This window comes from Streptomyces umbrinus (assembly GCF_030817415.1).
Taxonomy (GTDB): domain Bacteria; phylum Actinomycetota; class Actinomycetes; order Streptomycetales; family Streptomycetaceae; genus Streptomyces; species Streptomyces umbrinus_A.
Genome location: NZ_JAUSZI010000002.1, coordinates 10,229,603 through 10,251,846 on the forward strand (window position 1 = coordinate 10,229,603; position 22,244 = coordinate 10,251,846).

24 protein-coding genes and 1 pseudogene are annotated in these 22,244 nt (G+C 68.7%); 9 read left to right on the top strand and 16 right to left on the bottom strand.

The features are described 5' to 3' along the window. Window positions 1-48: 48 nt before the first annotated feature. Complete coding sequence (locus QF035_RS45315; RefSeq protein ID WP_307527723.1) at window positions 49-360, bottom strand: hypothetical protein; 312 nt, start codon at window positions 358-360, stop codon at window positions 49-51. A 451-nt stretch (window positions 361-811) separates the two neighbouring features. Beyond that, window positions 812-1,036, bottom strand: a complete 225-nt coding sequence (locus QF035_RS45320) for a hypothetical protein (protein WP_307527725.1) — start codon at window positions 1,034-1,036, stop codon at window positions 812-814. 158 nt (window positions 1,037-1,194) lie between these two features. Between QF035_RS45320 and QF035_RS45325 the strand changes: the two genes are divergently transcribed. Beyond that, window positions 1,195-3,126, top strand: a complete 1,932-nt coding sequence (locus tag QF035_RS45325; protein WP_307531856.1) for a helix-turn-helix domain-containing protein — start codon at window positions 1,195-1,197, stop codon at window positions 3,124-3,126. Between the two features lie 105 nt (window positions 3,127-3,231). On the opposite strand, the gene QF035_RS45330 is transcribed toward QF035_RS45325, so the two are convergent. The 4 genes from QF035_RS45330 to QF035_RS45345 all read right to left on the bottom strand — a co-directional run bounded on the left by QF035_RS45330 (window position 3,232) and on the right by QF035_RS45345 (window position 6,616). Next, on the bottom strand, window positions 3,232-3,570 hold the full coding sequence (locus tag QF035_RS45330) for an ankyrin repeat domain-containing protein (protein WP_307527728.1): 339 nt from the start codon (window positions 3,568-3,570) through the stop codon (window positions 3,232-3,234). Window positions 3,571-3,657: 87 nt separating this feature from the next. Then, the gene (gene istB / locus QF035_RS45335; RefSeq protein WP_307527730.1) at window positions 3,658-4,431 is read right to left on the bottom strand and encodes an IS21-like element helper ATPase IstB; all 774 of its coding nucleotides are present in this window, start codon (window positions 4,429-4,431) and stop codon (window positions 3,658-3,660) included. After that, window positions 4,428-6,026, bottom strand: a complete 1,599-nt coding sequence (gene istA / locus QF035_RS45340) for an IS21 family transposase (protein ID WP_307527732.1) — start codon at window positions 6,024-6,026, stop codon at window positions 4,428-4,430. The genes istB and istA overlap by 4 nt, the downstream gene beginning before the upstream one ends. A gap of 317 nt (window positions 6,027-6,343) precedes the next feature. Then, window positions 6,344-6,616 (bottom strand): hypothetical protein, encoded by a 273-nt coding sequence (locus tag QF035_RS45345; RefSeq protein ID WP_307527734.1) that lies wholly within the window; start codon window positions 6,614-6,616, stop codon window positions 6,344-6,346. Window positions 6,617-6,915: 299 nt separating this feature from the next. On the opposite strand from QF035_RS45345, the gene QF035_RS45350 reads away from it, so the two are divergent. Then, window positions 6,916-7,737, top strand: coding sequence for a hypothetical protein (locus tag QF035_RS45350; RefSeq protein ID WP_307527736.1), 822 nt, complete (start codon window positions 6,916-6,918; stop codon window positions 7,735-7,737). 403 nt (window positions 7,738-8,140) lie between these two features. Here the strand turns inward: QF035_RS45350 and QF035_RS45355 are convergent, their stop codons facing one another. Further along, complete coding sequence (locus QF035_RS45355; protein WP_307527737.1) at window positions 8,141-8,467, bottom strand: hypothetical protein; 327 nt, start codon at window positions 8,465-8,467, stop codon at window positions 8,141-8,143. 135 nt (window positions 8,468-8,602) lie between these two features. Between QF035_RS45355 and QF035_RS45360 the strand changes: the two genes are divergently transcribed. The 3 genes and pseudogenes from QF035_RS45360 to QF035_RS55960 form a co-directional block, all read left to right on the top strand. Beyond that, window positions 8,603-8,821 carry a hypothetical protein gene (locus QF035_RS45360; RefSeq protein ID WP_307527739.1) on the top strand — a complete coding sequence of 73 codons (219 nt, stop codon included), beginning with the start codon at window positions 8,603-8,605 and terminating at the stop codon, window positions 8,819-8,821. A 179-nt stretch (window positions 8,822-9,000) separates the two neighbouring features. Then, complete coding sequence (locus QF035_RS45365; RefSeq protein ID WP_307527741.1) at window positions 9,001-9,834, top strand: aspartyl/asparaginyl beta-hydroxylase domain-containing protein; 834 nt, start codon at window positions 9,001-9,003, stop codon at window positions 9,832-9,834. A 31-nt stretch (window positions 9,835-9,865) separates the two neighbouring features. Beyond that, window positions 9,866-9,916 (top strand): annotated as a pseudogene (locus QF035_RS55960) (hypothetical protein); the annotation flags it as partial. Here the strand turns inward: QF035_RS55960 and QF035_RS55965 are convergent. Further along, window positions 9,917-10,198 (bottom strand): hypothetical protein, encoded by a 282-nt coding sequence (locus QF035_RS55965; RefSeq protein WP_373467047.1) that lies wholly within the window; start codon window positions 10,196-10,198, stop codon window positions 9,917-9,919. Window positions 10,199-10,310: 112 nt separating this feature from the next. Beyond that, the gene (locus QF035_RS45375; protein ID WP_307532067.1) at window positions 10,311-10,604 is read right to left on the bottom strand and encodes a hypothetical protein; all 294 of its coding nucleotides are present in this window, start codon (window positions 10,602-10,604) and stop codon (window positions 10,311-10,313) included. A gap of 28 nt (window positions 10,605-10,632) precedes the next feature. Between QF035_RS45375 and QF035_RS45380 the strand changes: the two genes are divergently transcribed. Both QF035_RS45380 and QF035_RS45385 read left to right on the top strand, forming a co-directional pair. Beyond that, entirely contained in the window at window positions 10,633-10,782 is a 150-nt protein-coding gene (locus QF035_RS45380; RefSeq protein WP_307527743.1) for a hypothetical protein, read from the top strand. Between the two features lie 70 nt (window positions 10,783-10,852). After that, a complete protein-coding gene (locus QF035_RS45385; RefSeq protein WP_307527745.1) occupies window positions 10,853-11,212 on the top strand; it encodes a hypothetical protein in 360 nt (119 codons plus the stop codon). Here the strand turns inward: QF035_RS45385 and QF035_RS45390 are convergent. Further along, complete coding sequence (locus QF035_RS45390; protein WP_307527747.1) at window positions 11,200-11,391, bottom strand: hypothetical protein; 192 nt, start codon at window positions 11,389-11,391, stop codon at window positions 11,200-11,202. The two genes, QF035_RS45385 and QF035_RS45390, sit on opposite strands and share 13 nt — an antisense overlap. Here QF035_RS45390 and QF035_RS55970 point away from each other — a divergent pair. Beyond that, entirely contained in the window at window positions 11,299-11,787 is a 489-nt protein-coding gene (locus QF035_RS55970; protein WP_373466821.1) for a DUF6415 family natural product biosynthesis protein, read from the top strand. The two genes, QF035_RS45390 and QF035_RS55970, sit on opposite strands and share 93 nt — an antisense overlap. Here the strand turns inward: QF035_RS55970 and QF035_RS45395 are convergent. Further along, on the bottom strand, window positions 11,711-12,010 hold the full coding sequence (locus QF035_RS45395) for a DUF6207 family protein (RefSeq protein ID WP_307527749.1): 300 nt from the start codon (window positions 12,008-12,010) through the stop codon (window positions 11,711-11,713). The genes QF035_RS55970 and QF035_RS45395 overlap by 77 nt on opposite strands. Window positions 12,011-12,119: 109 nt before the next feature. On the opposite strand from QF035_RS45395, the gene QF035_RS45400 reads away from it, so the two are divergent. After that, complete coding sequence (locus QF035_RS45400) at window positions 12,120-12,443, top strand: hypothetical protein (protein WP_307527751.1); 324 nt, start codon at window positions 12,120-12,122, stop codon at window positions 12,441-12,443. 56 nt (window positions 12,444-12,499) lie between these two features. Here the strand turns inward: QF035_RS45400 and QF035_RS45405 are convergent, their stop codons facing one another. The 5 genes from QF035_RS45405 to QF035_RS45425 all read right to left on the bottom strand — a co-directional run bounded on the left by QF035_RS45405 (window position 12,500) and on the right by QF035_RS45425 (window position 22,210). Further along, complete coding sequence (locus QF035_RS45405) at window positions 12,500-13,798, bottom strand: AbiJ-related protein (RefSeq protein ID WP_307527753.1); 1,299 nt, start codon at window positions 13,796-13,798, stop codon at window positions 12,500-12,502. Window positions 13,799-13,985: 187 nt separating this feature from the next. Beyond that, window positions 13,986-15,044 carry a DNA polymerase Y family protein gene (locus QF035_RS45410; RefSeq protein WP_307527755.1) on the bottom strand — a complete coding sequence of 353 codons (1,059 nt, stop codon included), beginning with the start codon at window positions 15,042-15,044 and terminating at the stop codon, window positions 13,986-13,988. Window positions 15,045-15,049: 5 nt separating this feature from the next. Then, the gene (locus tag QF035_RS45415) at window positions 15,050-18,502 is read right to left on the bottom strand and encodes a DNA polymerase III subunit alpha (RefSeq protein ID WP_307527757.1); all 3,453 of its coding nucleotides are present in this window, start codon (window positions 18,500-18,502) and stop codon (window positions 15,050-15,052) included. Between the two features lie 889 nt (window positions 18,503-19,391). After that, the gene (locus QF035_RS45420; RefSeq protein ID WP_307527759.1) at window positions 19,392-20,927 is read right to left on the bottom strand and encodes a PQQ-dependent sugar dehydrogenase; all 1,536 of its coding nucleotides are present in this window, start codon (window positions 20,925-20,927) and stop codon (window positions 19,392-19,394) included. Between the two features lie 287 nt (window positions 20,928-21,214). Continuing rightward, on the bottom strand, window positions 21,215-22,210 hold the full coding sequence (locus QF035_RS45425) for a lytic polysaccharide monooxygenase auxiliary activity family 9 protein (protein WP_373466822.1): 996 nt from the start codon (window positions 22,208-22,210) through the stop codon (window positions 21,215-21,217). Between the last annotated feature and the right edge of the window lie 34 nt (window positions 22,211-22,244).

Here is a 22,244-nt window from a genome sequence, read left to right on the forward strand (position 1 = left end):
TCGTGAGTAGGAGCCCCAGCCCCATCGCAGCCCTGGCTCAACGCAGCGTCAGGCGGCGGCGAGGTGGAGGAGCTCCGGAACGCCCTGAGCATGCCGGTAGGGCTGGAAGCGGGGGAGCAGGTCGTCGACGAGGCTGACGCAGCGCGGCGCGCCGATGTGACGGGCCAGCAAAAGGGACTGGGTTGCGGCGGCCGCGGCGGGCTCGGGTTCCTTCAAGTCGAGATAGCTCGCGGCTCGGTAGGCGAGGAAGACACCTTTCGTCTTGTTCCGGGCGGGCGGCAGGAGGCGTTCGCCGTGGGTGATGAGCTGGTGGGCGCGGCTGGTGTCGCCGAGGTCCAGGAGGGCCTGGCCGGTGTCCACGGCGAGGTCGGCCTTTATGTTGGCGCTTCAGGCTGTCTCATCGATCATGCGATCACGTTGCCGTAGCCGCACTCTCAGGGGGCCATGTGCCAAGCGCCGATCCGTTAATGTCCGCTGACCGCACGGACGTCCAGCCCGACATCATCAGCCCCCGCGGAAGACCGGAGGCTGTTGTCCAACTGCACCGGACCTCGCCTTCACGGATCGCCCAAGGCTTGAACGTCGATGCGCTGGCGGTCCTGGAGCGGGCCGGCGCAAGCGAGGGGAAGTGCTTCGCTCTCGGCGCGGATTGGGCGTACGACCTCCACCCGAACCGGTTCGGCCGCGAGCTCGACAGCTGGGGCGTCCGATCTGACAACGGCCACGAGAATTACATGCGGGATGTCATGCTGTACGGCCGGTTCGTCCATGAGTCCCGGGGGCTCTCCCCGCCCGTGCTGGTCTCCGGACTTCAGCCTCGGGACTTCTCGGTCGGCTCGAACCGCCACTTGCGGTGTGCCGCCAGCAGCTTCTCCCGCTGGTTAGGCTTCGCATCGCGTAGCACCATGCGCAACGTGATCAAGTCGCGGAGCTCGCGGACCAGTCCCAACGTCTTCGACTGCGCCTTGCGCCGCCGCACCACAAGCACTCCTACCAGCAGAGCGGGGGCGCTGACCAACGCCAGTTCGATGCTCATCTCCGGTACTCCTCCGTGTTCATCGTGACGATTCGGGCGACCGGCCGGTCTGGAACCACCTTCGCCTGGATGGGCGTTCATAGGGTTGATGTGAACGAGGATGAACGGCGGAGTCAGGAGGCTCAGTGACCAGTGCGGGGGACGGCGGCCCTGGGGATGTGCACAAGGAGCTGGTCAGGCGAATCCGAAAGGCCATGACTGACCAGAAGATGAAGCAAGCCGAGCTCGCCAGGAAGGCGGAGATCTCCACTGGGGCTCTCAGTAATCTCCTGAACATGAAGTCCGTGCCGGAAGTCTCCACCCTCGAACTGCTGGCCGGCGCCCTGAACATCACCGGGAAGCTGCTGCAGGAACTGCTCCGGCTGCGGGAGCGGGCGGATGCGCGCACGCGCCGACTCGACGCCTACCTTGTCGCCGCCCGGCGTGCCGCCGATGAGCATCCCTACGCTGGCGTGGTCCCGGGCGCGGTGTTGCCGCTGGCCTCCGTCTACCAGCCCCAGCAGCTCCACCGCCTCGATGACGCCGAAGACCACCGTGACGGCACTCTGGTGTCAGCCAACGACGCGGCATGGCTGTCCACCGACGATGTTCTGTCCGACGGGAAGACCTGCATCGTGCTCGCCGGGTCCGGCGGCGGCAAGTCCAGCCTTCTGCGCATGCATCTCGCCACGAGCACCGAGCACTGGCTCCAGGGCGCAGGCGGGGACACTGTGCCGGTTCTGGTGCCTGCTGTCGCTCTTGCCAGCCAGCTGTCGCTGGCCCCCGCCCTCGCTGCGGCTGTCAGTGCAAACCTGGCGCCCTTCGGCCTTACCGAGGCATTGCCCCCGGAGTTCTTCGCCGCACCCCCTTATCCGGACGTATCGTGGCTGGTGCTGATCGATGGCCTGGACGAGATCATTAACCTCGCCGCCCGGCGCCGAGTGCTCAGCACGATCGCCTCTGTGCGCGGTGGCCCACAGACTGAGCTGTACCGGTTCGCAGTAGCGACCCGGCCCCTGCCCAGCGAGGATCTCGACGTCCTTGGCGAGGGCCTGCTCCGCTACGAAATGGAGCCCTTCAGCCCCGACGACCTACATCAGGTCATCTGTCGTTGGTTCCACGCGCTTGGGCGTTCCGATGCCGATCAGGAGGCTGTTCGGCTCTCCGCGGCTCTGGGCGACGCCCACCTGACCGACGTGGCTCGTACACCGCTCATGACTGCCATGCTCTGTCAGCTGCACGTCAAGGAATCCGGCGGGTCGCTGCCCCGCACCCGGGGCGAGATCTACCATCAGTTCGTCAGCCTGCTGCACGCACATCAGCACGCCGCCGGCATCTCCGGCGTCGAGGCCCAAACTTGTGCGGCCCTGAAGCGCTGGGGAATCGACGCCGTGTTCCGGGCCGAGCACACACTCAACGGTCTGCCGAAGCTCATCAGTTACCTCGCCGCCGAACTGTACGACGGGAACACTGAGCCAGCGCTCGACATCCTCACGGCCCATCCCGATGCCCGACCACCGGAGCGTCTCTCGGAGTACAACACGGAGGTCTGGAGAGACTTCCTCGCCGAGGCTCTACGGCGCAGCGGTCTGCTTACTCTCCGCGGAACTGAGCTCGTCTTCCTGCACCAGAGCTTCCTGGAGTACTTCGCTGCATGCCACGCCACTCGCGACCAGGAGACACTCGCCAACACGATCAGCACCCGGCTGAGGCTGGAAGTGGTGAAATGGCCCCCTGAGCGAGGACCCGGCATCGGGGACGCTCCTGAGCGAGGGCACATGGCCTGGGTGCCGCCCCCGTTCCAATCGTCCTACCTTGGCTTTCTCATCGAGCGCGCGTACAAGGACCCCGGTATGAACCGGCTGCTCATGCGCTGGGCCACCGACGCCCTCGACGGCTGCGAGTTCATCGCCCGGCAAGTGCATCTGCGAACACGACTCCCCGTCGGCGTTGCCGATGCTGCGGCCAGCACACTCGATACCCTGGCCCGCGACACCCTCTTCGAGCATCACAACCGCATCCGGGCAGTTGGTTCCCTGGTGGAACTCGGCAGCCAACGCGCGCAGGATCTTCTCTACGACCTGGGACTCGGCACGAGCTTCAATGTGTGAACGATCGCGTAATTCCCCGGGGCTGAGTTCACGTAATTCCCCAGCCTCGGATGGTCGAGCGTCCTGTGGTGTCTGCGTTGTGGGTCGGTGCCGGGGATCTGGTTTTCAGCCCAGCTTGTCGCCAGCTGTGGCTGGTCGTGTGGTCCAGGCTCGGATGAGTTCAGCAGCCAGCCAGTGACCGCGAGAGTCGGCCTCGTCCGCCGGGAGGACACCGTTGGTGCTGCGGAGAGGATCTGCTCCGCGGGCCAGGAGGAACGCGGTCACGTCGATGTGCAAGGGCTCGCCGCTTTGTATGTGGCCGTCGATTTCGGTATCGATGGCGTGTCGCAGGAGGGTCCAGCCGTCGCCGTTGTCGTCCTCGATGTCGTAGCCGTCGTCGAGAAGGTCACGAAGCTTCGGCAGGTCTTCGTGTTCGACCGCGCTGTGGCCGGCTGACCAGGACATGGGTCCCTCCAGAAGTGCAGTGCTGGTGTGTTCGAAGCGTTTCACGCAGCCGCATCATCCGTCGGCCCGCCGGCGTCACGACAGCGGTTATTTGATCTTTGTGGAGTCCGACTTGCCGCTCGGCGTCTTGGGGCGCTTGTTGGGGCGGTAGCTGGGGCCGTTCATGATGACCTGGTGGCTGGTGTTGATGACCCGGTCGAGGAGGGACTCGGCGACGACGGGGTTGGGGAAGAGCGGATACCAGTCGCTGGGCGCCCGGTTGCTGGTGATGATCAGGGACCGGCCCTGCCGCTCGCTGACGAGTTCGTAGAGGTCGTCAGCGTGGGCCGCGGAGAGCTGGCGCATGGCGAAGTCGTCGAGGATGAGCACGTCGGGCCGGACGAGTTCGCGGATCCGTTTCTCCCAGGTGCGGTCCGCGTGGCCGCCGGCGAGTTCGGCGAGGATCCGGCTGGTCTTGGCGAAGCGGACGTGGGCACCCTGGCGGACGGCGAGGTGGCCCAGCGCCTGGGCGATATGCGTCTTGCCGACCCCGACCGGGCCGAACAGGATGACGGACTCGCCCGCGTGGAGCCAGCGCAGGGCTCCCAGGTCTCGGATCTGGGCGGCGGGCAGTTTCGAGGAGGCGGTGAAGTCGAACTCCTCCAGGGTGACTTGCTGCTCGAACTTGGCGCGCTGGAGCCTGCGTTGGAAGGCGACGGTCTCGCGGCGGGTGATCTCGTCCTGGCAGAGGACCTGGAGGAAGTCGAGGTGGCCGAGTTCGCCGCCGTGGGCCTGGGCGAGGCGGGCGTCGAGGGTCTCCAACATCCCGGACAGCCGCAGGGACTTCAGTGACTCGCGCAGGGCGGTGTCCATCACGCTCATCGTGCTGCCACCTCGTCTTCGCCGTGGGCCTGGTCGTCGCGGGTGCCCTCCGGCGTGTCCGGGGGCGAAGCGGATCCGAAGAGCCCTTGCGGCCCGTGGAGGAAGGCCGCGGCGCCCGCGTCTCCGCTGGTCTCGGGCTCGGGATCGGTCTCGGTGCCGGCGACGAGGATGCCCTTGACGGTGCGGTAGGACGGGTCGCCGACCGTGATCGCTCTCGCGCAGGCGGCCTCCAGGCGTGTGTCGCCGTACTTCTTGCGCAGTCCGAGGACCCCCTGGGCGGCGCGGAGCCGGTAGAGCGCGTTGACCTCCAGGAGCTGGTCGACGACCTCGCGGCAGGCGTCGCCGATCTCGGACGCCTGGGTGCGGCACCAGACGGGCGTCTTCATCTGGAAGGCGATCTTCTCCGGCGGGTAGTCGCTCTTGTCGGTCCGTTTCCCCTGGTCAAGGGCGGCATGGGTCTTGACCAGGTTGCCGTCGAGGAAGACCTGCACCATCGTGGCGGTGGAGCGGACGTCGACCTTGCGGCCGATCAGTTTCCAGGGCACGGAGTAGAGGGTGCGGCCGACCTTGATGTGGATGTCCGGGCCGACGGTGGCCGTCGACCAGCGGGCCAGGGTGAACGGGGTGGGCGGCAGCGGCAGCAGGGCGGCGGCCTCGACGGCGCCGAACACTGCCATCGGGGCCGCCCCGCCCAGCGGCCGGCACTGCCGGCGCCCGGCGACCTGCTGGCTCCAGGTGACGGCCTCGGTCTGCATGTGCTCGATCGAGGTGAACTCCCGCCCGCGCCAGAACGAGTCGCGGACATAGGGCATGGGTCGCTCCACCCTGGGCTTGTCCTTCGGCTTCAAGGCTCTCGCCGGATCCACCAACGCCCCGTAGTGGGTGGCGAGTTCGGCATACGCCTTGTTGATTTTGGGGTCGTAGAGGTCGGGCTTGTCGACGCCGGTCTTCAGGTTGTCGGGCACCAGCCGACGCGGGACGCCGTCGAAGTAGCGGAAGGCCGCGACGTGCGCCTCGGTCCACGCGTGCTGGTCCAGGTTCAGGACCGGGCGGACGAACATGTGCCGTGAACAGGGCAGCACCATCACGAACGCCCAGACGCGGTGCCGTTTGCCGGTGCGGGGGTTGGTCCACTGGCCCAGGAAGCCGTAGTCGATCTGGGCCTCCTCGCCCGGCTCGATGTCGTCGCGCAGGACGGTGACCTGCGAGCGGCTCACCTCGTCGGGCAGCGTGGCGTGCACCCAGCGGCGGAATGAGGAGATCGATACCTTCAGTTTGTGCTCGTCCCGCAGCCGCTGGTGGATCGTGGAGACCGTCACCGTTCCGAGCAAGTCCTTGATGTAGTCGCGGTGTTGGTCGATGTCGGACCAGGTGACCTGCCGCAGTCTCCTGTCGACGAGGCCGGGGAACCATCCCTCGATCAGCCCGGCCCAGTCGGCCTCGGTCATCGGCGGGCCGCCCGGGGTGATCCCGGACGCCTCCGCTGGCGCCAGGTACTTCCTGACTGTCTTGCGGTCCACCCCCAGCGACGCGGCCAGCGCGCTCTTCGAGCGGCCCGCGTACCAGTGGACGTAGATCTCGGTGATGTCGACCACGACGAACGTTCTCCTTGCCATCCGGGCTGCCCATCGGCCTGCCGAACCACGGGGCGAGGAACACAGGCAGCTCCGCGACGACCAGGTCCCTCGGTCCCGGACTCCGCGCTACCCATGGCCAATCAGGAGGAATCGGCACAGAACATGATGCAAAGATCAAACCGCCCCAGATGGTGAAAATCGCCATCGATGCCGGATCATCGCAGAGGCCGGTCATGGCCTGCCGAGTGCACACCGACGGATTCGCCGTCCCCATGGGGAGCCGTGATCGCACGGATGGGGAATTACGTGACGCTGATCATGTAGATCGTGGGGAATTACCTGACCGTCGACACAATGCTCATATCCGCCTCTATCGCATAGCCGGAGGACTTACAAAGATCCAGAGCCAGCGTGCTGTCGATCTCCTCACGGCCCTGGAAGAAGACCCCACCCTCGACGACGAGCACCGCCAGTTCGCCTACGTCCGGCTGTGCTGGTTGACCGGACGCGTGCCGGAACAGTTCACCGATGAGACGTAACGCCGTCGCCCCCAACTGTCTAGGGCCTTCCCCCGGCCTCTCCGGGACGCGTTCGAAGCCGTTCTCCACGGAACGCGAGCCACGTGGTGAGGCATGCCGTAGCGCCCAGGCCCGCGACGGCCGTGGCCCCCACCCACACAGCGCTCCGCGCGTGCACCGCATAGACACCCATCCCGATCATCAGGAGGTAGAACTCCATAAGCAGGGTGAACGCGACCGCCTCCCTTGCGGTCCATCCCCCGGCGGCAGTCGGCAGATCCGTCACAGGCCCTCCAGCAGCTTCCTCCCCCGATGGCATCCATGGGCGCCGGCCAGGGGGACAGGTCGTTTCGCACTCCCAGGCTGCCGGGCGTCCGTAGCCTGGCGCCATGGACGTCTCTCTGAGAACACAGCCGCACTATCTGGAGGGTCTCTGGTCAGGGCTTTACGTCACTCCCACGTTCCATGACAACACCGAGCGGGAATGGCGCAAGGACCAGCTCGTGCCGGTGGCGGGGGCCTTCTTCCCGCCCCGGTTTCGCCTCAACTTGGCTTCCCGGTATGGCTCGGACATCGATGTGTGCGCGGCCTTCCGGGTTGAGAACGGCACCTTCGCATCGCCCAACGGCATGCCCCTGCTGGGTGTGCCGTGCGCCGCAGACCACGGCCGAGCACTGGATGATCTGGTTGGGCCTCTCACACGAGCGCTTGTGATGGTCCCGAACTTGATCACGATCGCCGCCGACGGCAGGTGGACCTGGAAGCCCATTGGTTGGCAACCGACACCGCCAACCTCCCCGGATACGGTGGCCTACAGGCGTTGGGCGGAGCAGGTGAAGCTCCAGAAGGACATCTTCCCCTGGGTATATGCCGAGATTCAGCTCGATGGCCGTCTACGGCAGCGGATGAGCGAGCGCTGGCACAGCTACTTCCTTCCCCGCATCGAGGTGGTGGCCAGGGCCGTCGCGGAGGCTCAGCAGAAGGGCCACACTGTGACGGCTGGACTGCGGCAAGCCTGCTGTCTCCTCGAAACCGGAGAGAGTACAGCCCGCGCTCTGCTCGCACTGGCTCGCGAGATTGGGCTGCTGCCGTACGGTGAGGCGCCCGAGCCAGTGATCCCGTGGTGGATGTACGAGGAGAACACCGAGCGCGTCCTCGCCCTGGCACGGACGGGAAACCTGGTAGGCCGCCATGAGACACGTAGGCCTTGAGACAGGTTGACAGACAACATAACGCCGTCCAGTGCCGTCGCGTCCGGCAGCTGCCCGGCGGCGGCTACCACTTCCGGGAAACCCGGCGCCATGTCGGTGCCCCGCCGGGAACGCAGCACCACCCGGTGATGGCGCTATCTGAATCTGGGTCTGGTCGACGGAGAATTGCGCCCGCCACCCCACTTCGGTTCCCCCGCCCACCCCGGTGGCAGATCAGGGCTGGCAGCGGAAGCGGCGAGCATCGGGTCCGGCAGCGTCCACGTCACGGCCTTTGCCTTCCACCCAGGCCATGCGCCACCCGAGTGAGACGTGCACACCGCCCGTCGACGATGGGCTGCCGCCCCGACCACGGCTGGTCAGCGCGGGGCCGTCGCATCACCATCCACGCCCTCCCCACGGCGGATCACGCGCTGCGTTGATGGCTTCGCCGCCGTCTTCCTGGCGCGGTGGTCTTCTTGGCGGCCGCCTTCTTCGCCGTCTTCTTGGCCGTGGTCTTCTTTTTCGCGGGCAGTTGGTGCACGTCGGCGTTGCCGTCCTCGCCGCAGGAGGCCCGCGCCTTCTTCACGGACGCCTCCAGCGCGGACATGAGGTCGACAACCTGCCCGGCCGGCGCCGCCGCTTCGGGAGCTGCGGGGAGTGCGTGCCCTTCCCTCTTGGCCTTGATGACCTCTGCGAGTGCGTCCGCGTAGTGGTCCACGAACTCGCTGCCTTCCAGGCTGTCGCGGGTCATGTGGTCGATGAGGGCCTGCGCGCCCTCGATGGAGCACCGACGTATGTCGGCATCCTGCGCCGACAAAACGCCTGGACGTCACTTGAATTGTCGACATTGACTAAACGTCTTGGACGGCTCGGGAGATGTATAGGTATGAGAGAAGACATCGCAGGAGTCCCGTCCCCCGACGAAGCGTCGCAGGACGTGACGATCGAGGAGGTCCTGGCGCAGCTCGACCGCGTGGGCCGCAAGGCGCCCGGCGGCGAGTTCGACTTCGACGAGAAAGGACTGGCCAGGTTGCACGCATGGATGGAGGCCGAAGACCCTGCTGAGGGCGACAGCACCGGTCCAGGGGACCTGACCCCGGAGTGACGCGCAGGCTGACGAGGTTTCACGGTCGGTGGTGGTAGTCCTGCGGCGGGTGGGGGCCCTGACCATGTGTCGGAGCCCCTTCGCCGATGAAGCCATGGCTCTCCGGGAGGCATCCATTGAGTGCTTGGGAAACCAGGGCCGCCATCCTGGCGTATTCGCAGGCCGCTTCACATTCGTCGGTGCCCCTCGATCTCGTCCTCCGAGACCTCCACCGGGCCGAGGCGCTGGGGGCGCCCACGCGCGGCGTCGCGTACGGCGAGTCCCAGTCGGGAGGCTGGTGGACCACGTCGCTGATGAATCACTCCGGCGACCCGCACGACGTTGTGATCGGCGACGGCTGCCCCCAGCCCACCTCTTTACTCGAGGAGATGCCAGCCACCGCGCGCTTCCTCGACTCGCTGGGGCTCAACTTCATGTACGTACGGCTGGCCCGCCTGGAGCCGCACTCCTATCTGTGGGAACACCGCGACTACGCGGAGCTGAGTGAGCGTGGCCGGCACCGTCTGCACGTCCCGCTCGTCACGAACGCGTCGGCCGTCCTGGTCACCGCGGGGGCCCGGGTCCACATGGGGGCGGGGTCTCTGTGGCGGCTGACGCCCTCGCAGGCGCACGGGGTGTGCAACTCCACGGGCCTGGACCGGCTCCACCTGATCGCGGACGTGTACGCAGACGACACCTATGGCGCCTTGGCCGCCCGCCCATACTTGCGCGATGGGGACGCGGCGGATCTGCCGGAGATGACGTCGGCCGACCGGGCCGGGCTACTGGAGCGGGCCGGAGGGCGGCGCGTACGACCTGATCGCCGAACTCCACGCGGGCCGCCGCGCGGACGCCGACGTAGGCCGCTGGCGGGCGGCGAAGGCGCACCTGCTCGCCCGCCCCTGACCTCGCCCCGATCCCTTCACCCGAGAGGACACCGCATGCCCACCCCCCGTACTTCCGCCCACCGAACTCACCCCGCTGGAGGAGCTGGCGCACGCGCACCGGCCGGCGCAGCTCGCCGTCCTGGGTGACCTGGTCCACGCCTTGTCGGCCACAACCGCCGTGACACACCTGCTGGTTCGCGGGTCGCTCGCCACCGGCACCGCGGACCGGTTATCCGACGTCGACCTGGTCGTCGCCGTCCGCGACGACCGGCTGCCCGCGCTGATCGAAGACATCGAACATGCCGTGCGCACCCACCGCAGCGCCGGTGATGTCGCAGCACGGCGCGAGGTGCTGCGGGTAGCGGCCGATCTGTACGGGCTCCTGCGCTCGTACTGCCGCAGAACCGGCCGCCTCGACCTGTCCCTCATGGTCGCCGACCGCGCCATCCGGGCCGCCGAGGACGCCGACGACCCGGTACGCATTGCCGTCGGCACCTGGAACCTGGGCCATGTGCTGCTCTCCCACACCGACCCCGGTGCCGTGGAGGAGGCCAAGGACATCGCGCTCCAGGCGGTCGACCAATTACGCCATGCCGCCCCACGCATCGCTGGAGGCGGCCGCCCTACAGGGCGCTCTGGAACTGGTCGCGGTCGTCTCCGACGCACGGCGCCGCCGCTGGAAGGATGCCCGCTGGCGCCTGGCCGAGCGCGCCGCACCGCTCGCCGAGCAGGTCGGTGAGGGCAATATCGCCTGGCCGGTCTTTGGACGGACCAACGTCGCCCTGCACGCCATCAGCGTCGAGATGCTCGCCGGGGACGCCGCCGAGGGCTTGCGCCTGGCTGACCAGATCGACACCGGACAACTGCCCAGCCGAGAGCGCCAGTTCACGCACCGCCTGGAGTTCGCCAGCTGCCACGCCCTGCGCCGCGACGACTGCCGTCCTGGTGCACCTCCTCGACCTGGAAGACCTCGCCCCGGAGGACCTGGTGCACAGTCCGCTTGCCCGAGACATGGTCCTCCAGCTGCAGCGGCGGATCCGGCCCGTCTTCCGCCGGCAGGTCTCCGGTCTCGTCGAACGGCTGCAGCTCGCCTGACCGCCCGACGGCGAACGCCCGGTTCGCCCGAACCCACAGTTCGGGTTGCCCGGCAGCAACAGGTCTACGGTTGCGGGACAGCACCACGACGACGGGGACCACCATGTTCGACGAACCAACAACCGTGGAGACCGCGGCCGGCATGCGGCTTGCGCAGGCCGGAGTGAAGTGGGATGTCGTCAAGGCACGCCGGTTCCTCGGCCTCCAGGCGCTCAAGCACATCGAGCATCCCGGTGCGGTCGCCGTCGATCCCAACTCGCCTGAGCCAGTGCTGTACTTCTTCGTTCCCGCGGGCACCACCGGAGGTTGGATGGTGCCCGATACCACGGCCTTGAGCGGCACGGAAGGCACTACCCATGTGGTGCTCCCGCCCAAGCACCGGGAAGCCCCTCCTGGCTCGTACTGGCTGCTGCCCCCTCACAGGGCCTGACGCCGACGGCCACGCTCCAGCAAGCCCTGGAGATCGCTCGCGGCCGACGCGACTCCGACCCTCGCATCCGGATCGATATCGACGCGATGAGGGCCGACGCGGCACAGCTCATCGGTGACGACGCCGAACTCCCAGAAACCACCGTCCTCCCGCAGCTCATCCAAAAGCTTCGAGGACATCTCATGGTTCTGATTCCTCACGCCGAGGACCGGGCGCAGACCCTCTCCCGTGCGGCTGGTCCCAGCATGGCGGCCCTGGCGGGCGTAGGCGAAGCCCGCCGGCGCATGAGCGCGGCCCTCGGGCTCAACTACATCAGCGAGATCAAGTACGCGCAGGACCTGGCACGCTCGGTCGACGCATTGTGCCGACACGTCGAAAACGCCGCACCCGCAGAACCGAGGCACAGTAGCCCTCACCATCGGCGTGGCCCGGCAGTGTCGGCGCTCCCGGGCCACGTGTCGCCTCTCTGCGGTGCACCTCGCGTGAAGGCCTGGTCCGTCACTCCCTCCGTGGTGGCGGACCAGACCTCATTGCGTGCTGGTGGCCATCGCCCGCTCCGGCCGGGGTCTGGGTGAGGACCTGCCGCAGGTCGACGTACAGACGCAGCCGCACGCCGGGCTGGCCGGCATCCCGGGTGGTGGTGTCGGTGGTCGAGGCTCCCCACATGCGGGAGATCGTGTCCTGGAAGGCGAACACGGTGTCGTCGTCCATGCTGGCCGCGTCGATAACGAGCAGGCCGGGTTCGGACAGATGCGCTTCTTGGATCGGGTCCACGTCTGTCAGTACGCGTTCGTGCATCGCGAGGTTCTCATCAGGATCCGGATTCACTCAACCGGGCGATTTGTCAGTGACGACGTCTACCGTGCAGGCATGACCACTTCGCCGAACTTCCCGTGACAACGCATGGGTGTTGGAGGCCAACATCCAGACAGCGTCGGCCGCCGATCCTCAGTGGCACGAGCAACTCGACAAGCTCCGCGTGATCGCGACGTACGCCCCCGAGACTCGGACGTGGCATGCCCGTATTGGCACGCTCGACCTGGCGAGCGTGCACCTGCTGCAAACCCTCTTCGACGCCGCGCGCGTCTACGGCACCGAGGTGCACCTCGCGGCCGGGGCAGTCCCGGCGTACTGGAACGGCCCCGTATTCACGAGGAGTCCGGACGTGGCCGCTTTGCTGGAGGCGCAGACCGACCGTGGCCGGCCGCTTGGCCAGTTGCCGCTGGCCTGAGGAGCTCACCCCGGGGTGCGTGCCCGTGCGTAGGATCCCGCGCCAGCACCGAGGCGTCAGCTGCTCACTCTGAGGCGGCGGAACATGTCCGGGAGGAACTGCCGCAGAAGCGCCTCGGCGTCGGCAAAGAGCTTGAGCTCGTCGTGGCCGAAGCGGAACACCTCGTACCCCCTGAGCTTGAGGTCTCGGTCGGCAGCGACCATTTCCGCGTACTTGGCGGTGTCCGGAGTGCGGCCGCGGTCGCGGGTGTAGGTCTGGGATCCGTCGACCTCCAGGACAACACGCTGTCCATGAGGCAGCAGCAGGAGGAAATCCATGCGGGAGCGCAGCAGCGCCTCGGGGCCGCGCTCGTGAACGGTCCTGTGGTCCCAGTGCAGCCACACTTCGGGCAGGAGCGCCGGATCCCCGGGGGAGGGGCCGAGAATCTGGTGGTAGGCGATGAAGAGGTTTTTCTGGCCTTCCGAGTTGTCCGGCAGGCTCTTGAGGAGTCTTTGGTACAGGTCCCCTCTGGCCTCGGTCTCGCTGCTGGTCTCGCGGACGTCCTGCCACCAGGCATGCAGATCGCGCCAGCGCAGGCCCTCGATGGGGATCTCACGGTCATAGACGAGGGTGTCGTCCGGGTTGCCTCCGACGATCTCGATGTCGTTGTCCACCGAGGACTGGAAGCGGATGTCCGGCTTGGTGAACGAGGCAAAAATGATGTTCTTCGGCCGCCGGTTGCCATGCAGTCGTGTCGACACCACGGTGAACACGGGATAGCCACCATCGTTGCCGGTCATTCTCAACTCGACCCCGGCGGCTCGGAGATGACCGTTGATCGTGCCGACGGTTTTCTCCTGGAGGCGCTCATCAAGGAGGACGTCCGCTGATACAAGGCCCTCCAGGAAGCGGGCGAGCCTTGCGTCGCCAGCCTCGAACACCCCGAGGTTGTCGAAAAGGTCTTCCGTAGACCAGTCACCTGGATTACGGAAGACGTACCGCTCGATGCGGTCTCTCAGCGTCACCGGACGCGTCCCGTTCAACAGCAGGCCCTCCAACTCCTTGAAGGAGAGGCCCGAGTCCGCGGCTATCCAGAATCGGTCAAGTAGCCGCAGGAAGCGGTCGTGGTGCTGGACCAGCTCCGACAGGTCGAGGGCGCGCGCCCGTTCGCGGCGGGCCTTCTTGGGTATCTCGGGCGGTGCGTTCTCTTTCCACAGCAGGTCCTCGAGCTGGTAGCGGATCGACGGACTCACATGGACAGGGCTCTGTTCCAGGATGCGTCGCGTGACCTGTTGCAGCTCAGCGTCGGATACCTGACCGACACTCAGCTCGATGCGCTCGCGCTTGCTCCCGGCATCATCAGGGACCGGTGGCATCCCCAGATGTTCGAAGGCCGGGGTCAGCTCCCGGTGCGTCAGACCCAAGCCCCGCGACGGCCTCGCCGACCAGCGTGCGCAGCGCTGAACGATCCCTGCTGTCGACCATGGGGCAGATGGTCGCAGAACCGAGAGGATCCGGCATCAGCACCCAGGCAATGAGCCACATCGCGAGCGTCTGTGGTACTTACGTCGCACGATGTCCACGCGTGTCCTCCGGGCGACCACCTCCGTCCTGATGCGGGGCTGACGTGGGACGGGAGCTGATGGCGAGGGCGGCGGGGTAGAGCACCTGGCGCCCGTAGCGGACGCGGGCGCGATCGGCGACGGCTTCGATCGCGAGGGGTTTGTCGTCCTGCGCGTCGAGGGTGAGCTGCCGGGTGGCTCGGTCGGCCGGGCCAAGGGCGTCGGCGCGCAGGGCGATGCTGCGAACCCGGGCGCGCTGGAGCCCGAGGGACTCATAGGCCGCGTACGCAGTACGGGCCAGGACTACCGTGTGCTGGGTGGCCTCGGGCAGGGTGCGGCTGCGTCGGGTGCCGCTGTCGTCGGCGTAGCGGATGGTGCACGTCAGACCTCGGGCGATCTGGTCGGAGGCGCGCAGCCGGGTGCCGAGGTCGTCGGCGAGGGCGAGCAGGGCGCGCCGGTGCCGGGCCGGGTCGAGTTCGTCGCGGGCGAAGCGGTGCTCGGTGCTGATGGTCTTCGGCGCCGGGGCGGGGTCGACGCTCGTGGTGTCGTGGCCCTGGGCATGCTGGTGGAGGGTGCGGCCAGCTCGGGCGCCGAGGAGCCGTTGCAGCGTGAGCTGGGGGACGTCGGCGACCTCGCCGACGGTGTGCAGGCCGTACTCGCCCAGCAGCGTCGCGGTCTTCCCGCCTACACCGGGAAGCTCCCGTACGGGCCGGGGCCGGAGGAAGGCCGAGATCGCCTCGGGGGAGTCGTCGATGACAGTGCGCTGCCCAAGCGGGGTGAGGGCGCAGGCCATGGCCGCGAGCATCGGGGTGTTGGCCACGCCCGCCGAGCTGCGCAGCCCGAAGTAGGCGAGCGCGCGGAGCTGGACGAGTTCGGTGATGCCGCGGGCATCGCGCTGCCACCATCGGGTCGCCCCGGTGAGGTCGAGGAGGGCACCGTCCTCGAGCAGTTGCACGCGCGGGGTGAAGTCCTCCAGCAGGCGGCGCAGTCGTTCCGGGAGGCCGGCGTCGGCGTCGGGCGGCAGATCGAAGGAGAGGCGGAGGATACGGCGGCCGCTCATCATGATCACCCTGCGCTTCCCTGGCTTCGGTGGCCGAGCCGGCGCAGGTCCGCGGAGCGGGTTCCGGCAGGCTGGAGATCGGCATAGGGATGAAGTCGCGCTCCGGCCGTACCGTCGGCGAGCGTGCGCTGGGGCGTGGCCGGCTGTGCGGGGGTGGGGGCCGGGCCAGTGCGGCCGAGGAGGTCGAGTGCGGCCTGGGGGCCGTGGTCGCGGCGGGCGGCGGCCACCTCGTCCAGGTCCCAGGCCATCTCACCGACGACGGTGCGGCGCGGGCCGCGCGCCTCGACAACGCCACGCACCAGCAGCAGCCCGGAGTGGAACACGGTGTGCGAGCAGGCCTCGTGGGAGTCTTCGAAGAAGGCGATGTCGACCAGGCCGGAGCCGTCCTCCAGGGTGCAAAAGATCACTCGCTTTCCGGACGGTATCGGCGGCGTCTGCGTGGAGGCCCGCACTCCTGCGACCAACACCTTCTGACCGGGCACCATGGCGCGCAGGTGGGCGGCGTCGGTCGCGCCGAGCTCGCGCAGCAGCCGGTGGTGGTGCTCCATCAGGTGCTGGCTCACGTCGATGGAGAGGGTGTCGAGTTCGGCGCCGAGCTTGTCGCGGCTGGTCATCTCCGGCAGGCCACTCGGGGTCGCGGTCACCAGCTCGCCGCCCAGGGGCAGTTGCCCGTCGGTGGCGGTGCGGTTGCGGGACTGACGGTGCAGTTCGGTGGCCTGCAGCAGCAGGTCCCGCCGGGTCAGGCCGGGGGAGAGGGTATCGAGGGCGCCGATACGGATCAGGCGCTGCACGAGCGGCAGGGACGGGCGGGCGCGCAGCCACACATCCTGCAGCCCGGTGTAGGGCTGGCTGGCCGTAAGGCGGGCGGTCTCCGCCTCGCTGATGCCCTTGACCGTGGAGAACGCCAGGCGCACGCCCCGGCCCTGTCCGGTCTCCTCCACGCTGTGCTGCGAGCGGGAGTGGTTGACGTCGACGGGCAGCACGGGGACGCCGTGGCGGCGGGCGTCGGCGACGATGACCCGGCGCGGCCACATGCCCGGATCGTGTTCCAGCAGCCCCGCATACAGGTACGCCGGGAAGTGGGCCTTCAAATACGCGGACTGGAGAGCGGGGACAGCAAAGGCGACCGCATGGGCACGGCAGAAGCCGTACGCGCCGAAGGAGGAGACGATCTCCCACACCTCGTCCAGCACGTCCTTGGCGTAGCCGCGCTCCCCGGCCGTACGACGGAACCAGGCTTCGACCTTCGGCAGCCGGTCGGGGTCGGCCAGGGCACGGCGGGCGACGTCGCCGGCGGCACGGTCGCAGCCGGTCATCTTCGCGAGGACCGCGATGATCTGCTCGTGCCAGATCACCACGCCGTAGGTGTCGTTGAGGATCGGCTCCAGGTCCGGGTGCGGGTACTTGGGGGCGGCGCCGTGCCGGGCGGCGATGAACAGCGCGGGCATGCCCCCGCTCACTGGGCCGGGTCTGAAGAGGCTGATGTCTGCGACGACGTCCTGCATGTGCCGGGGCTGTAGACGCCCCACGAGATCTTGCTGACCAGGGCTTTCGAGCTGGAAGAGGCCGACGGTGTCCGAGGCGCGGATCATCTCGAAGGCCCGCGGGTCATTCAGGCTGACGTGGTCGGGGTTGTCGAGGTCGAGCGCGCGGCCGGTCGTGCGGCGGATCTCGGCGACCGCGTGCGCCATGGCGCTCTGCATGCGAACGCCCAGGACGTCGAGCTTGAGAAGCCCAAGGTCTTCGACGTCCTCCTTGTCCGCCATGAGCATCGCGTAGCCGGCCGGTGTCGGCTGCACCGGAAGCCGGTCCAGCAGCGACCCGTTCGACAGGATCACCCCACAGGGGTGCATGGCGTAGCCGCGCGGCAGCGCGTCCAGGCCTTCGGCGAGCTCCCACAGCGGCCCGAACCTGGCCGCCTGAGCCGCGAGTTGCCGAAGCTCCGGGAGTTCGGCCAGGGCGCCGCGGATGTCCCGGGCACGAATGTGCGGGAACGATTTGGCGATCTCGCCCACGACCTGCGGCGGAATCCCAAGGGCGAGCCCGGTATCCCTCAGCGCGTGCCGGGCCCGGTAGGTCTCTGGCATTCCGGTGACCGCGGTCCGCTCCCGCCCGAACCGGGCGATGATCGCGTCGTACACCTCCAGACGCCGCTCGGACTCCACATCGAGGTCGATGTCCGGGAGGGAGGTGCGGCGATCGTTCAGGTGGCGTTCGAACAACAAATGGTGGTCAAGCGGGTTGGCGGTGGCCACGAACAACGCGTGGTTGGCCATGCTTCCGGCGCCGGAGCCGCGCGCCGCGACCCGGATCCCGAGCGCCCTCGTGTCCGCGACCACCTGGGCCACCGCCAGGTAGTACCCCTCGTAGGAGAGACGGCCGATGCACTCCAGCTCATAGTCGAGCTGTCGGACGGCACGCTCGTCCCGGTCCAGGCCGCGGGCGACCATGCCGGTCTCACACCGCTGCCGCAGCAGCCGCATCGCTGAACCGGGCTCCGGACCCGCGCCCACGACGGACGGCTCGGGGAAGTGCGTCTGCCCCAGTCCGAGACCGGCCGGGGTGAGGGTGCAGGACTGGCTGGTGGCCTCAGTCTCGGCCAGCAGGCGTACGGCCCGGGCGCGGTCGTCGCCGACGGCCTGGGCGATCCGCTCGGCGGCCGCCGCCATGGAGAGAGGGTCCTTCAGCCAGCGCTCGCCGCCGTCCAGGTACCGGCGGTCGACGGGCCGCAGCAGCCGGGCCGCATCGAGTACGTCGGCGAGCCGGTGCTGGCCGGGGTCGGCGTAGCGGACCCCGTTCGTCAGCACCGTACGCACGCCGAGCTGGTCGGCCAGGCCCACGGTGCGCGCGGCGAGCCGAAGCGAGCCCGCGCCGGTGCCCTGCCGCCCCAGATACACGGTCTCCAGCCGCAGCCGCTCACCGGCCAGCTCACGCCACGGCGCGAGGAGCTGCTCGGCGATGTCGGGGCGGCCGGAGGACAGGGCCCGGACCGGTTCGGAGGAGGGGCCGAGCAGCACTACCAGGTCCTCGTCGGCGTACGTACGCAGGAGGGGCCAGGACACGACCGGCGTCGTGCTGTGCGTCTCGGCGTGTGCGGCGGACACCAGGCGGCACAGCCGCGCCCACCCGGCTGCGTTCTGCGCGAGCAGGGTGATCCGCAGGGGTGGCTCGATCACGTGGGCGCCGCCGCGTGCGGGCGTACGCGGCCGGCCGGCGGCCGGGTCCGCCGGGGAAAGCGGCGCGACGGCGACGTCGACGCCGAACACGGGGCGGATACCGGCGGCCGCGCAGGCCTTGGCGAAGCGGACCGTGCCCGCGACGGTGTCCCGGTCGGTCAGCGCGAGGGTCGTCATTCCGCGCTCGACGGCACGCTGCACGAGGGCGGCGGGGAGGGCGGCGCCATAGCGGGCGCTGTAACCGGAAGCGACTCGGAGATGAGTAAATCCACGGCGCTGCACCTCCTGTTTCTCGCGTGTCCCTCCCTGACCTCTGTCTCCAGACCATAACCGAGAACCGTACAAATGTTCGAGTCCGCCACGTGTGGTGGGGTCACGTTCCTTGATCGTCTGCGGTGTGACTGTTCGCGGTAGTTGGCGGGTGTTCACGCTTGTTGGCGGAGCCGCCGAGACGGTCACGTGAGCTGCTGTGACTGGTCGCAATAGATGACACCTGGTCGCGACGACCGACACCCGAAGCGCTGCCTGGCCCCGCCGCTGGACTCCGGCATCATGACGGCCGCGGCTCCCGTATCGCCCATCCTGGTCGCGCCTGCCGCAATCGCGGAGATCGACCGGGCCGCGGCCTTTCAGGACCGCTGGGTGGTCTGGCGCTGCCGCCTGCCCCGTTCTGCGGGGGCGGTCCGCGCATCCTGGAAGCCGACGGTCCCGAGGGCTCGGCCACTGAGGGCCGGTTGTCAGCGGCGGGACGCTGCCGGGTGTCCATGGCCTACGGATTCATGATCGGCCCCGACGGCGCATCGGGATCGATGCCCATCGCCGGACTCCGCTGCATGCCGGCCCAGACGGATGGGTGGAGTCCTTGGCGCCGGCCGCGCATGCCGGTCGCCGGGCCAAGACCGTGACAAAGATCAAGGGGAAGGCGTCGAGCCTTGGGACCTCGTCTTTACGCATCAAGTCCTGGAACCCTGCCATGACCTCGCGAGCTGTTACCTCCAGAGCGGCCGGCTCGGCCTTGAGACGCTCGAGCTGAAACTCGCGATGGTGGTGTGCGCGTCCGCCACTCATCACAAGGAGCGTACGAGGATCGCGTCGGGCCGGGAGGATTCCGGAGCAAACCCGCTCGTGGGCGGGCTCCGTTCGGCAGCCAGGCCGGCGAACGGAGCCCGGGTCAGTCGCCGATGGTGCAGGCGTGTCCGTTGAGGGTGTATCTCTCAGGGGCCGAGGTGTCGCCCGTGTGGTTGGCCAGGTAGCCGATCTCGACGCTGTCGCCCGGCGCGATCGTGCCGTTGTACGCGGCGTTGGCCGCGGTGACCATGTCGCCGTTCTGGACGAGGTCGGTGTTCCAGTCCGAGATGATCGTCTGGCCCAGGGCGAGGGGGAAGACGAGCTTCCAGCCGGAGACGGGTGTGGTGCCGGTGTTGGTGAGGGTGAGGTTCGCGGTCAGGCCGCCGCCCCAGGCGTTCGCGGTCTGGGTGATCCGGCAGGCCGGCGCGACCCTCTCGAACGACACCCGGTGCAGTCCACCGGGCAGGTCGTTGACAACGTAGAGCTCCCCCTCCGACGTAGCGCCGAACGCCGTGACCTGGGTTGGCGTCTGCCCGATCTCCGCCTGGAGGTAGCCGCCCGCGCCGTCGTCGCGCAGCGCCCAGACGGTGGACGAGCAGTAGTCGGTGGCGATGTACGTGCCCCCGACCAGGTCCGCGAACTGCTTGCCGCGGTACACCTGCCCGCCGATGACCGCGCAGCTGCCGGTGCGCGGTGAGTAGGTGAAGACCGGATCGGTGAGCTCGGCGCCGCCCCCGCACTGGGCCTCGTCGAACACCACCAGCCCTTCGCGGCAGGACCAGCCGAGGTTTGCCCCGGGCTGCTCCGCGGGGCGCAGCCGGTCGATCTCCTCCCACCTGCCCTGACCGACGTCACCGATCCACAGCGAGCCGTCCGCGGGGTCGAAGGAGAACCGCCAGGGGTTGCGCAGCCCGTAGGTCCAGATCTCCGGGCGGGCTCCCGCGACGCCGACGAACGGATTGTCCCCGGGCACGCAGTACGCGAGGTCCCCGCAGCTCCGGCTCACGTCGATGCGCAGGATCTTGCCCAGCAGGGTGTCCACCCGCTGCCCGGAGTCGAAGGGGTCTCCGGAACCGCCGCCGTCGCCGATGCTCCAGTACAGGTGGCTGTCGGGGCCGAAGGCGAGCTGGCCGCCGTTGTGGTTGCTGTACGTGGCGTGCTCCTGGGACAGCAGCGCCTTAAGGCTCGCGTCGTCGAGGTCGTACCGGGCCAGGGTCACCGCTCCATCCGGCAGCGCGGTGTACGCCAGATACACCTCCCTGCTGTCCAGGAAGTCGGGCGCCGTCGCGATGCCGAGCAGCCCGCGCTCGTTGCCCGACTCGTCCACCGCGGCCGTGATGTCGATGAGCGGGGTCTGCGCGAGGCCGGTGTCCGGGTGGTACACCCGCACGGTGCCGCGCTTCTCGGTGATGAACAGCCGGCCCGAGCCGTCGTCGGGCGCGGCGATGGCGGTGGGGCGCTTCAGGCCGGAGGCGACCTGGGTGGTGTGCGCGGCGATCTCCGGCAGCGGTACGGACGACTCCGCGCCAGCGTCGGCGGGTCTCGAGGGCTCCAGCGGGGAGGCGGAGACTGCCGGAAGGGTCGAGAGGGACAGCAGTGAGGCGATCAGCAGGAGTATTGCCCAGCGTCGTTTCAGCATGTCGGCTCCACGGGCGAGGGAGAGCCGCCTCACGGACGGGAAGGAGTCGGCTCCACGGTCGAGTGAGTGCGGGCTTCATCCGGCGGGTGCGCGAGCACACCCGCCGACCGTCGCTGTGGCGCGGCCTCGAGGCGGCGACGTTCGCCGCCTCAAGGCCGCGCCTGGTGTCAGGGCCTCTCCAGCGGATCATGCCGCGGTAAGCGACGGCCCCTTGCGGGACCGCACCGGCGGGTACTGCACCCGGTGCTGCGACACGATCCACCGGACAGGCCCAAAGGGGATGGGGATCACGGTCGGGCGTCGGCCTGCGGACGGCGCCGTCCGCGGTGGAACGCCGCACCCGCGACGCAGGCCACCAGGACCGCGGCTCCCGCCAGCGAGCCGGCCAGCGCGGTGAGCGGCGAGCCGCTCGTTGCCTCGCCGGCGGCGTTCACCGCGTCCACGTCCGGCGCCGCGGCGGCATGCGTCCCGTGCCCGGTGTGAGCCGCCGCTGCCTGGATGCCGGTGGAGTCCGCCGCCTTCGCGGCGATCGCGTCGGCCGTCGTCCGGCCACCGCCCAGACCCGTGACCTCGCCCTGGCCGCCGTCGAAGGCGACGTCGGAGCAGGAGAAGAAGTTCTCATTGCTGTCCGAACGGATCCACTGGACGAAGAGCATGTGCGGACCGGACCGCGCCGGCAGCCGCAGGTCCCAGTAGTAGTGGCCGCCCACGCTACCCGGGCCACTCGTCTGCGGCGGGTCGGTGACGGTCTGCAGATGCGTCAGGTCACCCCATGCCAGGGGAGTGGTGGGCGACCAGCCGTTCTTGGTGATGTACACCTCGAACTTGCCCGGGTGGTGTGCCCAGTTGCTGTAGTTGATCTGGATGCTCGAGCCCGAGGTGAGGTGCGTCTTCGGCCAGTCCGTGCGGGCCGCGTTGTAGGGGGAGAAGTTGTACGGGCTCCTGTCGCCGGCGCTGCAGAGCTTCCCGTCAGGGACGTAGCCCACACTCCTGCCACCGGCGTTGGAGTCCAGCACGGCGAACCAGTTGTACAGCGGCGTGGTGCCGGCCCCCTGGACGGCGGCGCGACAGGCCGGGTTGGAGGGCATCTGGGTCGATTCGTTCTGGAGCAGGTCCAGGTAGCAGAGATACGTGCGCGAGCCGGGCCCCATGGCGACGCCGTGCGCCGCCGCCGGGGAGGGCAGCGAGGCCACGGCGAGGGCCAGTAACACGGCTCCCAGCAGGGCGAATAAGCGGTGGAAGCGGAGCCGCTTCCGGCTCCGGCCGACGTATCCGATGATCATGTGGGGGATCTCCTCCGCGGTGACGCGGCACGGC